Annotated in this window: 7 protein-coding genes and 3 pseudogenes; 4 read left to right on the top strand and 6 right to left on the bottom strand. The window is 62.0% G+C overall.

The window, feature by feature from the left end; all coding sequences use genetic code 11:
* Positions 1-39: 39 nt before the first annotated feature.
* The 5 genes and pseudogenes from LDP01_RS03495 to LDP01_RS03475 all read right to left on the bottom strand — a co-directional run bounded on the left by LDP01_RS03495 (position 40) and on the right by LDP01_RS03475 (position 5,834).
* Positions 40-709: pseudogene (locus LDP01_RS03495) on the bottom strand (lysophospholipid acyltransferase family protein).
* Positions 696-1,412, bottom strand: a complete 717-nt coding sequence (locus LDP01_RS03490) for an HAD hydrolase-like protein (protein ID WP_224090223.1) — start codon at positions 1,410-1,412, stop codon at positions 696-698. The pseudogene LDP01_RS03495 and the gene LDP01_RS03490 overlap by 14 nt, the downstream one beginning before the upstream one ends.
* A 111-nt stretch (positions 1,413-1,523) precedes the next feature.
* A complete protein-coding gene (uvrA, locus tag LDP01_RS03485) occupies positions 1,524-4,451 on the bottom strand; it encodes an excinuclease ABC subunit UvrA (protein ID WP_224090221.1) in 2,928 nt (975 codons plus the stop codon).
* 65 nt (positions 4,452-4,516) lie between these two features.
* Positions 4,517-4,897: a GntR family transcriptional regulator gene (locus LDP01_RS03480; RefSeq protein WP_216925843.1), complete on the bottom strand. Its 381-nt coding sequence runs from the start codon at positions 4,895-4,897 to the stop codon at positions 4,517-4,519.
* 157 nt (positions 4,898-5,054) lie between these two features.
* Positions 5,055-5,834, bottom strand: a complete 780-nt coding sequence (locus LDP01_RS03475; protein WP_224090220.1) for a trans-aconitate 2-methyltransferase — start codon at positions 5,832-5,834, stop codon at positions 5,055-5,057.
* Positions 5,835-5,904: 70 nt separating this feature from the next.
* On the opposite strand from LDP01_RS03475, the gene LDP01_RS03470 reads away from it, so the two are divergent.
* The 4 genes and pseudogenes from LDP01_RS03470 (at position 5,905) to LDP01_RS03455 (ending at position 11,752) form a co-directional block, all read left to right on the top strand.
* Positions 5,905-8,439 (top strand): DEAD/DEAH box helicase, encoded by a 2,535-nt coding sequence (locus LDP01_RS03470; protein ID WP_224090219.1) that lies wholly within the window; start codon positions 5,905-5,907, stop codon positions 8,437-8,439.
* Between the two features lie 45 nt (positions 8,440-8,484).
* The gene (locus LDP01_RS03465) at positions 8,485-9,867 is read left to right on the top strand and encodes a CoA transferase (RefSeq protein ID WP_224090218.1); all 1,383 of its coding nucleotides are present in this window, start codon (positions 8,485-8,487) and stop codon (positions 9,865-9,867) included.
* Positions 9,868-9,896: 29 nt separating this feature from the next.
* Positions 9,897-10,409, top strand: coding sequence for a GNAT family N-acetyltransferase (locus tag LDP01_RS03460; protein WP_224090217.1), 513 nt, complete (start codon positions 9,897-9,899; stop codon positions 10,407-10,409).
* Positions 10,402-11,752: pseudogene (locus LDP01_RS03455) on the top strand (alpha/beta fold hydrolase). The gene LDP01_RS03460 and the pseudogene LDP01_RS03455 overlap by 8 nt, the downstream one beginning before the upstream one ends.
* Positions 11,753-11,798: 46 nt before the next feature.
* Here LDP01_RS03455 and LDP01_RS03450 read toward each other — a convergent pair.
* Positions 11,799-13,116 (bottom strand): annotated as a pseudogene (locus LDP01_RS03450) (MFS transporter).
* Positions 13,117-13,127: the final 11 nt, after the last annotated feature.

Genomic DNA, 13,127 nt, shown 5'->3' with positions numbered 1-13,127 from the left:
CAGTCTAGTGAACAGGATCGGCAGCCTACGCCAGCCCGCTCACTCCACCGACTTGCTTTGGTTGTAGCTTGAGGACCGTTCCTGTCCGCTGAGGGCAGCTATGGCATCCATGATCTTGTCCGTCACCTGGCGTCGTGCTGGAAGGGAATGGTCCGGGCCCCGTCTTGTCGAAGTAGAGCGGCTCGCCAACCTTCATGGTGAAGTGCTGGGGGCGGACGGCGTTCTTGTCCGCTGGCTGCAGTTTCTCCGTGCCTATCAGGCCCACGGGAATTACAGGTGCGCCCGTGGTGAGCGCCAACCAACCGACGCCGGTCCGGCCGCGATAAAGGATGCCGTCACGGGAGCGGGTGCCCTCCGGGTAAATTCCAATGCCCTTGCCGGACTCCAGGATGTCCAGAAGGGTTTTCAGGGCCTGCACGCTGGCAGCCTGTTCACCGCGTTCCACCGGGATGGAACCGACGGCTTCGAAGAAGGACTTCATCACGGCGCCCTTAACGCCTTTGGTGGTGAAATACTCCGCCTTGGCGAAGAACGCTACTGGACGGGGCATGAGCGCCTGGACAATGACGCTGTCCAGGAAAGAGAGATGGTTTGGCGCCACAATGAACGGGCCTTCTGTTGGCACGTTCTCCAGTCCAATGACCGTGGGCCGGCACGTGGTGGAGATCAGTCCACGCGTTGTCCAGCGGATCGCATCAAAGACTGCCATCGTTTTGTACCTCGCTCAGGGCCGCCGCGCGGACAGCGTCAAGTTCTTCAATTTTGGTTCGCAACTCAAGGGTGCTGCCGACCACGGCAACCGCACCGGCTTCCTCCAGTTCGCCGTCCGAAGCGAAACCCCAGCCAACACCAATGCAGTCAAGGCCATTGGCCATTGCTCCGGCAACGTCCTGGTGCCGGTCCCCCACCATCACAGCAGGCTGGGAGTGGAGATCAGCCAAGGCCGCGCCAACAATCCCGATCTTTCCGGACGCGGAATTGGCTGCCAGCGATTCGTCGTCGGAAGCTCCCCTAATGGAGACAAAGAAATCCGCAATACCGTGATGCTCAAGGACAATCCGGGCAATACCTTGAGGCTTCTGGGTTGCAACGGCGACGGCCCGCCCCGTTTCGGCAAAGAATTCAAGGAGGTCGAATATTCCCGGATACAACTTGCTCTGGCCAATACCGGTTTCCCTGTAATGCCGCCGGTAACGGGAAATGGTTTCATCGACCAATTCGGTCGGAACATTCGCCAGATGCAGGAGTGCATCGCTGAGCTTGGGGCCAACCATGGCGTTCAGCACGGCCTGTTCCGGGACCGGGAGGTCCATTTCGCGCAGGGCCGCGGATATTCCTCCTGTGATACCGCCGGCTGGATCGACAAGGGTGCCGTCCAGATCGAAAATTACGGGCACCGTTGTTTGAGTCACCGGGTTAGTTTCTCACGAGTAGCGGCATGCCTGAAACTCGCATGCCGCTACCGGAATACTTCTGCCCCGCTGAGGATATTCTTTAGGCGTCCAGGAAGGCGATCTGGGCTGTTAGCGCAGAATTTCCGCAAGGAACGTTGCGGTGTGGCTGTCAGTGGACTTGGCTACCTGCTCAGGCGTGCCCGTTGCGACGATCTTGCCGCCACCTGAACCACCGTTCGGCCCGAGGTCCACAATCCAGTCCGCGGACTTGATGACGTCCAGGTTGTGCTCAATGGTGATCACGGTGTTGCCCTTGTCCACCAGTCCTTGCAGGACCATAAGCAGCTTCCGGATGTCCTCGAAGTGCAGGCCGGTAGTGGGTTCGTCCAGAACATAGATGCTGCGTCCGTTGGACCTCTTCTGGAGTTCTGCAGCCAACTTCACGCGCTGCGCCTCGCCACCGGACAGGGTTGTGGCCGGCTGGCCCAGCCTGACATAGCCCAGTCCCACGTCCACCAAGGTGTTCAGATGCCGCGCGATAGGGGTGAAGGCAGCAAAGAATTCAGCGCCTTCCTCGATGGGCATGTTAAGGACATCGGCAATGGTCTTTCCCTTGTAATGCACTTCAAGGGTTTCCCGGTTGTAACGGGCGCCATGGCACACCTCACACGGAACGTAGACGTCAGGCAGGAAGTTCATTTCGATCTTCAATGTGCCATCTCCGGAGCACGCTTCGCAGCGGCCGCCCTTGACGTTGAACGAGAAGCGGCCGGGCTGGTAACCGCGGACCTTTGCTTCGGTGGTTTCGGCAAACAGTTTCCGGATGTTGTCGAACACGCCTGTGTACGTTGCCGGGTTGGAGCGGGGTGTGCGCCCAATGGGGCTCTGATCGACGTGGACCACCTTATCCAGGTGCTCCAATCCATTCACGCTCCGGTGCCGCCCGGCAACCTGCTTGGCGCCATTGAGCTTGTTGGCGAGGACCTTGTAAAGGATCTCGTTCACCAGCGTGGACTTGCCCGAACCGCTGACACCCGTCACTGCCGTGAAGAGCCCCAGGGGGAACGTGGCATCCACATTGTCCAGGTTGTTTTCCCTGGCACCGATGACCTTTAGTTCGCGTTTTTTGTCGTACTTGCGGCGCTTGGCCGGGACATCGATCTTGCGGCGGCCGGACAGGTAGTCGCCAGTGAGGGAGTCCTTGTTTTCCAAGAGCTCCTTGTAGGTACCTGAATGGACCACTTGCCCGCCGTGCTCCCCGGCGCCGGGTCCAATGTCAACCACCCAGTCCGCTTCATGGATGGTGTCCTCGTCATGCTCCACCACGATCAGTGTGTTGCCGAGATCCCGCAGGCGGGTCAGCGTCTCGATCAAGCGGCGGTTGTCGCGCTGGTGCAGACCGATGGAAGGTTCGTCAAGGACGTAGAGGACTCCCACCAGGCCGGAACCAATTTGCGTAGCCAGGCGGATACGTTGGGCTTCACCGCCGGACAAGGTCCCGGAAGGACGTTCCAGGTTCAAGTATTCAAGTCCCACGTCCAAAAGGAACGTCAACCGGGCCTGGATTTCCTTCAGGACCTGGTGGGCAATCTGTGCCTCGCGGTCGGTCAGGGTCAGGCTGCCCAGGAACGACGCACATTCACGCATGGGAAGGGCCGCGACTTCAGCGATCGACTTCCCATTGATCAACACCGACAACGAGGCAGGATTGAGCCGGGCACCGTTGCACTCGGGGCAGGGAATCTGGCGCATGTACTCTTCGTACCTGTCCCGTGCCCAATCCGAGTCAGTTTCGCCGTGTTTGCGGTGAACATATTGGATGGCGCCCTCAAAGCCGGTGCTGTACTTGCGTTCCCGGCCGAACCGGTTGCGATACTGGACCACAACCTTGTGGTCCTTGCCGTGCAGCACGGTGTTCCGGACATCCTTGGGGAGTTTTTCCCACGAGGTGTCCATGGAGAAGCCGAGTTCATGGGCCAGGCCCTCCAGGAGGCGGTTCCAGTACTCCGTGGTGGCGGTGCCCAAGGACCAGGGGGCGATGGCGCCTTGTGCCAGGGAAAGCTCCGGATTGGGAACAATCAGTTCCTCGTCCACTTCAAGCCTGGTTCCGATGCCACTGCACGCCGAGCAGGCGCCAAAGGGGTTGTTGAACGAAAAAGAGCGTGGCTCGATTTCATCAATGGCCAGGGGGTGCTCGTTGGGGCATGCGAGGTTCTCGGAGAAAGCACGGATACGTGCGGGGTCCCCGGCGTCAAGGTCCACGAACTCAATCAGCACCCGGCCTTCTGCCAAGCCCAAGGCAGTTTCAATGGAATCTGTGAGCCGTTGGCTGATCTCTTCCTTAACCACCAAGCGGTCCACTACCACCTCGATGGTGTGCTTGAACTGCTTGCCAAGCTTGGGCGGCTCGCTGAGCTGTACCAGTTCGCCGTCCACCCGTGCGCGCGAATAGCCTTTGGCCGTGAGTTCCTTGAAGAGGTCCACGAACTCGCCCTTGCGCCCGCGAACCACAGGAGCGAGAACCTGGAATCGTGTGCCCTTTTCCAGTTCCAACAGCTGGTCGACGATCTGCTGCGGGGTTTGCCGGGCGATGGGCTCGCCACAAACCGGGCAGTGCGGACGGCCTACGCGCGCCCAGAGCAGGCGCATGTAGTCGTAAATTTCGGTGATGGTGCCCACGGTGGAGCGGGGGTTCTTGCTGGTGGATTTCTGGTCGATCGACACCGCGGGCGACAGGCCCTCAATGAAGTCCACATCCGGCTTATCCACCTGGCCGAGGAACTGGCGGGCGTAGGCGGACAACGATTCGACGTACCGACGCTGCCCCTCGGCAAAGATCGTATCGAATGCCAAGGAGGACTTGCCCGAGCCTGAAAGGCCCGTGAACACGATCATCGCATCCCTGGGGAGGTCCAGGTCTACATTGCGCAGGTTGTGTTCCCGCGCGCCCTTGACTACCAGCCGGGACAGGTCCGGCCTGGTGGGCTTGGTATCGGGGACGACGGCTACACTCTTCAGGGCATCGATGGCTGCATCTTCAGCTAAGGCTTTGGGCACCTACCAATGCTAATCGAAAACTTCTTCGAATTTCCATGTCGTGCCTCACATGCTACCGATCGGTACTAATCAGCGTCATATGCGGCCGCAAGAAGCTGTACAGCCTCCGCGAATGAGGCTCCTTGGGCCTTTGCCGCAGCAGCATACTGGGCGGCAACTTCCGCAAGCGCGCCCCAGCGGTCATCCCGTGCACACACGATGGTGCCGTTGCGTCCCCTCGTGGCGACGACGCCGGCAGCCTCCAGTTCCTTATAGGCACGGGCCACTGTATGTGGGGCTACATCCAACACACCCGCCAGGTTGCGAACCGGCGGGAGCTTCGCTCCAACTGCGAGGACGCCGGAGTCAGCGAGTTCGATGATGCGCAGCCTCAGCTGCTCAAAAAGGGCAACTCCGCTGCTGGTGTTGGGCCGCCAGTTCCCGGGGAAGCCGTCCATGGCAGTCATCGCGAAAACCGGCCGGGTACCGGAAGCCATCCGGGCGTTTGCTGCTCAATGAAGCGTCCATGGTCCATGCCGAGAATTAGACCAGCGACGCGGAAAGGGTACAAGCCACGGGCGGCAGGAAACTTAATTGCTACGTCCGGCAACACGTCCTGCCGGCTCATTTGTCCTTCCGGGCCACCGCGAAGATACGACGGAACGGGAACACCGTCCCGTGGCCCGTAGGCGGATATGCCTCGCGCAGCAAAGCGGAGTATTCCTGCTCGAATTCGGCGGCATCTGCAGGAGACAGCGCTGCCAGTACAGGCCGCAGTCCTGTGCCGCGCACCCACTCAAGGACGGGGTCCTTGCCCGGCAACAGCTGCTGATAGGTGGTTTCCCAGGCGTCAGCTTCGCAGCCGGCGTCGAGCATAATACCCAGGTAGTCCGCAGGACTGCCCACAACGCCATCATGCCGAAGGACGCCGCCAAGGCGGGAGGACCATTTGGGTGACGCGGCAAGCTCCCTCATCAGGGTGTGCGAAGGGGATGTGAAGTTCCCCGGGACCTGGAGCGCGAACCAGGCGCCTGGTTTAAGTGCACGCAGCCAGTGACCGAGCATGGCCTGGTGCCCGGGAACCCACTGGAGTGCGGCGTTGGTTACTACGACGTCTGTCTCCTGGTCAGGCTGCCAACCAGCAATATCTGCCTGCTCGAATTCCAGGTTGGCGAATTTCCGGGCCTCTCCATCTGCCTTCGCAAGCATGTCGCCGGAGGAATCGAGGCCGACCACGCGCGCATCGGGCCAGCGGACAGCCAGTGTGGCTGTGAGGTTGCCGGGGCCGCATCCAAGATCCACCACTTTCCGCGGCGATTCAGCCTGGATCCTGGCCACCAAGTCATGGAACGGCCTGTCCCTGTGATTGCCGAACTCCACATACTTGGACGGATCCCACCTCATATAAGCCTCCTGGCGTTGGGCAACAGTGCTGGGGCGAGCCTAAACCGTCCGGGGACTAAGCTGGAAACCAATGAAACTTCTTGAGCAGCTCCCTGGTTCCACCCCCTCCAACCCGTTGGGTCCGGACGAGATCTATACACGGTTCGTTGAGTGGACAGAAGGCCGCGGCTTGCAGTTGTACGCTGCCCAGGACGAAGCCATCATGGAGCTCGCCTCCGGAGCCAACGTCATCCTGGCTACACCCACCGGGTCGGGTAAATCGCTGGTCGCCATTGCAGCCCACTTCGAGGCCATGGCCCGTGGCCAGCGCAGTTACTACACCGCTCCCATCAAGGCTTTGGTCTCGGAGAAGTTCTTCGCCCTCTGCGACATCTTCGGTGCCGAAAACGTTGGCATGATTACGGGTGACTCCGGCGTAAACCAGGATGCGCCGATAATTTGCTGCACCGCTGAGATCCTGGCCAATATTGCCCTCCGCGAGGGAGCTTCCGCGGAACTTGGCACCGTGATCATGGATGAATTCCACTTCTACTCCGATCCCCAGCGCGGATGGGCCTGGCAGGTTCCCCTGCTTGAACTGCCGCAGGCCCAGTTCCTGCTCATGTCCGCGACGCTGGGCGACGTCAGCCGTTTCGAAGCCGGCCTCACTGAACTCACCGGGCGGCCCACCACTACCGTTAGCTCTGCCGAGCGTCCGATTCCACTGCATTACTACTACCACCTCACTCCGGTCCACGAGACCCTGGAAGAACTGCTCTCCACCAAGCAGGTCCCGGTCTACGTTGTGCACTTTAGCCAGGCAGAAGCGATCGAGCGTGCCCAGAACCTGATGAGCATCAACATGTGCAGCCGGGAGGAAAAGGACCGCATCGCTGAGCTCATCGCAGGCTTCCGGTTCGCCGCGGGCTTCGGAAAGACACTCAACCGGCTGGTCCGCCATGGCATCGGCGTCCATCACGCCGGCATGCTGCCCAAGTACCGCCGCCTGGTGGAGCAACTCGCACAAGCCGGGCTCCTGAAGGTTATCTGCGGCACGGACACGCTGGGCGTGGGCATCAACGTTCCCATCCGTACGGTTCTGTTGACGGCGTTGAGTAAATACGACGGCGTACGCACCCGGGTGCTCAACTCACGTGAGTTCCACCAGATTGCCGGCCGCGCGGGACGCGCAGGGTATGACACCGCCGGCACCGTGGTGGTGCAGGCTCCGGATCACGTAGTGGAGAATGCCAAGGCCATGGCAAAGGCCACGGCAAAGTTCGGCGACGACCAGAAGAAGCTTCGCCAAGTGGTCAAGAAGAAGCCACCGGAAGGTTTCGTTTCCTGGGGTGAATCAACGTTTAAACGGCTGGTGGAGTCGGTTCCGGAGCCTTTGGGTTCCAGCTTTACGGTCACCCACGCGATGCTCCTCAACCTCATGGAACGCCCAGGAGATCCGTTCCAGGCAACCCGGCGCTTGCTCAGTGAAAACCACGAGAACCGCCCGGCGCAGTTGAAACTCATGAAGAAAGCGCTGGGCATCTACCGTGAACTGCTGGCCGCGGGTGTGGTTGAACGCATTCCGGAAGGGGAACAACAATCCGAAGGCCGTTCTGTCCGCTTGACGGTCCACTTGCAGGCCAACTTCGCCCTCAATCAACCGCTTTCACCGTTTGCGCTTGCCGCGCTGGAACTGCTGGATCCAGAGTCACCGTCGTATGCGCTGGACGTTGTTTCGGTTATCGAGGCCACGTTGGAGAAGCCGCGCCAGATTCTCTCTGCCCAGCAGAAGAAGGCCCGTGGCGAGGCGGTTGCCGCCATGAAGGCCGATGGCATCGAATATGAGCAGCGGATGGCCATGCTCGATGAAGTCACGTACCCGATGCCCTTGGCGGAGATTCTTGGCGAAGCCTTCGAGGTGTACCGAAAGGCTGCACCATGGGTGGGCGACTTCGAGCTGGCGCCGAAGTCAATTATCCGCGACATGTATGAACGTGCCATGAACTTCGGAGAGTTCGTGCAGTTCTACGGCCTGGCCCGCTCCGAAGGCATCGTCCTGCGCTACTTGGCGGATGGATTCCGTGCACTCAGGCAGACTGTGCCCCAGGACTTGCTGCGCGAGGACCTCGAAGACCTCATCGCCTGGCTGGGCGAACTTGTCCGGCAAGTGGACTCCAGCCTCCTCGATGAGTGGGAGGAGCTCACCTCAGGGCTCACGCCAACGCCGCATGACGCTCCCCCACCTCCGCCGCCGCTATTGACCACGAACATCAGGGCTTTCCGGGTCATGGTCCGGAACGAAATGTTCCGCAGGGTGGAGCTGTTTGCGGACGAAGACTCTGCCGCCCTGGGTGAGCTGGACGCCGACGCCGGCTGGGACGCCGAGCGCTGGGAAGAGGTTCTGGACGACTACTTCGATGAACACGATGACATCGGCACGGGACCTGATGCCCGCGGACCCGGATTGCTCATCATCACCGAAGAACCCGGCACGTGGCGGGTCCGCCAGATCTTCGATGACCCCGCCGGAAACCACGACTGGGGCATCTCAGCCGATGTGGATCTCGCGGCTTCCGATGAGACGGGCACAGCTGTGGTTCGCGTGACGAACGTCAACCGGCTCTAAGCCAACCGGCTCCCAGGTCCAGCTCAACCGGCTTAAGGAAGTCCCATGGAATCCGTCCCCGATCTCGGCAGCAGCTTGCGGGCGCTGGAGGTAATGAGCGCACAACCTGCGGCTCCCTGGACCGGATCGCGACGATGGTGGCCCTGCGCAGATGGCGTTCCTGCACTGGACGTGGAAGGGCTGGCTTTGGGCGCGGTGCAGGCTACAGCTACGGCCCTGAATGCCTTGATGGGAACGACGCACCGGTATTCTGTCGCAGCGGGGCCCACTGCGGCCGCGTTCGATTCCCTGGGGCACCTGCGCATAGGTGGCCGGAAAGCTGAAGGGTTCGCTCCCTTGTCCGGTTTTCGAAAAACCGCTGATGGCTGGATCCGCCTCCACGCAAACTATCCACACCACGCGGCCCGGCTCATGGAAGCGGTCTCGGCCAGCGAACCTGCCGACGTGGACCGCGCACTTCTGGCAATGACGGCTTTGGAAGCCGAACACCTTATTGCGGGAAACGACGGCGTAGCGGCCGCTGTCCGTACCAGGGAAGAGTGGGTAGCCGCCCCTATGTTTGAAGCGGCCAGTGAGGGGCCGTGGATCACTTTCGATCAACCGGGACAATCCGCTGAAGCAAGCCGCCCGTCGTCGTGGGTTCCTGCCGCGGAACCGGAACGTCCTTTGGCAGGTCTCAAAGTCCTTGACCTGACCCGGGTCATTGCCGGCCCCGTGGCAACCCGGCTCCTTGGAGCCTTGGGCGCGGACGTCCTCCGGATAGACCCTCCCCAGCTTCCGGAGCTGACGGACGCCTTCATTGACTCCGGCTTTGACAAACACAGCGCCGAAGCAGACTTCCGGAATCCCGAAGATCTGGCTGCGGTAATGGGCCTCCTGGAGACGGCAGACGTTGTGGTGGTGGGGTATCGCGGCGGCGGGCTGGATCGTTTTGGATTGACCCCCGACGCGCTGGTGCGGCGCCGCGCCGACCTCGTCGTGGTTGCCTTGGACGCATGGGGCCACGGCGGTCCCTGGCAGGCGCGACGAGGTTTTGACAGCCTCGTGCAGGCAGCATGCGGGATAGCTGATCGATATGGCCAGTCCGGCGACGGCGGGTGGAGGCCTGGGGCGCTACCGGTGCAGGCACTGGATCACGCCACGGGTTATGGCCTTGCGGCGGCAGTGTTCGCTTTGCTGGTCCAGCGACTGGGTACGGGACGTGGCGGAGCGGCCCGGCTTTCGCTGGCCCGGACAGCGGAAGAGTTACTTCTCCTTTCGACGGGCACGGCGACTGAAGTCGAGCTGCCAGAGCCCGATTTCCACGAGATGGACAGCCCCTACGGCCGTCTCCGGTACGTTGGCCCACCCATCACGGTGGATGGTGTTCCCCTTGGTTATCAAGAACCTCCTGTCACGTACGGGTCCTCCGCCCTGCGCTGGCGGTAGGCGACCCGGGCCCTAGTAAGCTCGGAAGCATGAGTGTAATCCGCCCTGCCACCGTTGAAGACGTTCCCGCCATCCTGCGTATGATCCACGATCTTGCGATCTACGAAAAGGAACCCGACGCCGTCAGGAACACCCCGGAGCTCCTGACCGAGGTGCTCTTCGGAGAGAACCCCCGGGTGTACGCCACCATGGCCGCGAATGCCGCCGGGACAGTGCAAGGTTTCGCCCTGTGGTTCCTGAACTACTCAACGTGGGAGGGTGTCCACGGCATCTACCTGGAGGACCTTTACGTTATTCCGGAAGCGCGTGGCGAGGGCCATGGCAAGGCGCTCCTGCAGCATCTGGCCGCGACCGCCGTCGAACGCGGCTATGCCCGGGTGGAATGGAGCGTCCTGGACTGGAACGAACCGTCCATCAAGTTCTATAAGAACCTTGGCGCCCTCCCCATGGATGAATGGTCGACGTTCAGGCTGACCGGCGAGGCGCTGGAAACGTTCGGGGCAGGTGCCACCAACGGAAGCAAGGCTCTTGCCCATGGCTGATCTGCAGGCCGTGGCCGACGCACACCGCATCCGCGCCCGGCACGAATTCCGAGGCCTCCGAACCGCTGAGCACTACTTCACGGTCCCCCTGGACCACGGTTTGGCCACATCTGCTGTGGACGGCCAGACGACCGGCGAAACGATCACTGTATTCGCGCGGGAGTATTCCTCCACGGAGTACTCCGCGGAGGAGGCCCGCCAAACTTCCGTGGCTGCTGTTCCTCCAGGGTGGACCCGGCGGACGCGGGAACCGCGTCACTTCCCTCTCAGGTTGGATGAAGGCAGCGGCCAAGGATTTTCGGATCCTGATGCTGGACCAGCGCGGCACAGGCCTTTCCACTCCGGTGGAGCGGCAGTCATTGGAGCTACGGGGTGACGCCGCAGCCCAGGCTGACTACCTGACGCACTTCCGGGCCGATTCGATCGTGGCTGACGCCGAGTTCATCCGGCATGCCCTGGATTCCGGCCCATGGTCGGTGCTGGGCCAGAGCTTTGGTGGATTCTGTGCGTTGACCTATTTGTCGTTCGCCCCGAAAGGGCTGCGGGAGGTTCTCATCACGGGAGGACTTGCCCCGCTGCACGGCCCCGCCGAGCGCGTTTACCGCGCCACTTTCCGCCGGGTGGCGGAGCGGAACGCGGAGTACTTCGCCTGGTATCCGGAAGACCGCGAAACTGTCACCAGGATCGTCCGCCACCTCGGGCAGCATGAGGAATTCCTGGCCAGCGGAGAACGGCTGACGCCCGAGCGGTTCCAGATGGTGGGATCGTTCCTCGGCGGCAACACCCGGGTGGACTCCCTGCACTACCTCCTGGAGGACGCTTTCATCGAAACGCCTTTGGGCGAACGCCTGTCGGAGGTGTTCCTTGAGCAAGTCCGGACCCTGGTGAGCCGGGCCGGGAACCCTCTGTACGCGGTCCTCCATGAATCGATCTACGGGCAGGGGCAGGCCACGGACTGGGCAGCATGGCGCGTGCTGGAAGAATTCCCGGAGTTCAAACCCGAAGCAGAAGCCCCCCTGCTCACGGGCGAAATGGTCTACCCCTGGTACTTCGAACAGGATCCGGCACTAATCCCGCTTCGCGACGTAGCCGACTTGCTGGCAGCCAAGTCGGATTGGTGTCCCCTCTACGACCACCAGCAGTTGGCGGTCAACAAGGTTCCAGTAGCAGCCGCCGTCTACAAAAACGATATCTACGTGGACCATGACCTCTCAATGGAAACCGCCGCGGCAGTCCGTGGGCTTCAAACCTGGGTCACGGACGACTTCCACCATGACGGCATAGGGGAAGACGGCGAAGGCATCTTCAGGCGGCTCTTCGGGCTTGTGCGGGGTTCCCGCTAACCCACCCGTTTCCAGCGCAGGGATTGTTCCCGCACAGGGATTCTTCCTATGCGGGGAGTGAACGGCGCACCCGGGCAGCGGTGGCGGCCGTTAAGGCCAGCATGACGGCGGCCAGCACGCCAGCGGCTATGTTCAGTCCTTCGTAGCCGAGCCAGGCGAGGACGAGTCCGGATGTCGCGCCGCCCGTGGCACCCGCCGCGCCCATGAGCGTATCGGAAACGCCCTGCACGGTTACCCTCTGTTCTTCGGCGACGCTCTCCGCAAGCAGGGTGGATCCGGCAATGGTCGCGGCGGACCAGCCAAGGCCAAGGATGATCAGCCCGGTGGTGACCAACACCGGCTCTTGCTGGCCGATTCCTGCGATCAGCACTGCGACCAGCAGAAGCCCGTGGCCCATGGCGATGGTTTGGATGCGGGCCGGCTTTGTCCGTCAGCCAACCCCAGAGTGGCGATAGGGCGAACATGCCGGCGATATGCAGCGAAATGGTCAGCCCAATAACTACCAGGGCATCCGTGCTGTCAGTTGTTCCGCCGTGATGGCCGGCATGTGAACCGCCAACCAGCTGCTGCAGGTGCAAGGGTGTCATGGACATGATCGCCACCATGACGCCGTGTGCTGCGACCACGGCCGCAAGCCCAAGGATGGCCCGGGGCGAGGAACGAACAGCCTGCAGGCCGGAACGGATTGTGCCCCTGACAGGCAGGGTCCCGGCGCCTGCGGATTGCTGGACCAAGCGCCGTGCCAGCAGCAGCGGGTCGGGCCGCAAACCGGCAAACAGCAGCACCGCCGCCAGGAACAGCCCTGCGGCCGAGAAGACAAACGGTCCGGCAATCGGCGGCAGGCCCAATGTGGCCCCCACTGCGGCGCCGGGCTGGATGAGGTTCGGCCCCGCGACAGCCCCAATCGTGATGGCCCAAACAACAGTGGACAGTGACCTGCCGCGGTGCTCAGCGTGGGCGAGGTCGACGGCGGCGAACCTCGCTTGGAGGTTGGCGGCTGTACCAAGACCGAGGAAACCGGCAGCGAACAGGAGCAGCGGGAAGGATCCGACCACCACGGATGCCATCACCAGGAGCGCCCCGATCATGGCAGCGACCAAACCGGAGACGAGGCCAACCCGGCGTCCGCGTGCTTCCGCGAGACGTGCCAGCGGTAGGGCAGTCAGGGCTGCAGCGAGGGTCAGCACAGTAGTGATCGATCCAGCCCACGCCTCGGATCCGGACAGGTCCACGGCCAGGAGCGATCCAATGGATAACGTGGCGCCGTTACCGATTCCACTTAGGAGCTGGGCCGAGCTGAGCAGGAAAACAGTACGGCGCTGAACCCGTTGGGGGTCCAGCGCCGTAGTAGAAGTGGTAGTCACTTCACGAGACT

The sequence above is a fragment of the Arthrobacter sp. StoSoilB13 genome (assembly GCF_019977255.1).
GTDB lineage: Bacteria > Actinomycetota > Actinomycetes > Actinomycetales > Micrococcaceae > Arthrobacter.
This window is presented reverse-complemented; position numbering and strand designations above follow the sequence as displayed.

What these genes read in the sequence shown, in the direction of transcription:
- LDP01_RS03480 (WP_216925843.1), bottom strand. Translation starts at nt 4,897, where the DNA reads ATGACTGCCATGGACGGCTTCCCCGGGAACTGGCGGCCCAACACCAGC.
- LDP01_RS03475 (WP_224090220.1), bottom strand. Translation starts at nt 5,834, where the DNA reads ATGAGGTGGGATCCGTCCAAGTATGTGGAGTTCGGCAATCACAGGGAC.
- LDP01_RS03470 (WP_224090219.1), top strand. Translation starts at nt 5,905, where the DNA reads ATGAAACTTCTTGAGCAGCTCCCTGGTTCCACCCCCTCCAACCCGTTG.
- LDP01_RS03465 (WP_224090218.1), top strand. Translation starts at nt 8,485, where the DNA reads ATGGAATCCGTCCCCGATCTCGGCAGCAGCTTGCGGGCGCTGGAGGTA.
- LDP01_RS03460 (WP_224090217.1), top strand. Translation starts at nt 9,897, where the DNA reads ATGAGTGTAATCCGCCCTGCCACCGTTGAAGACGTTCCCGCCATCCTG.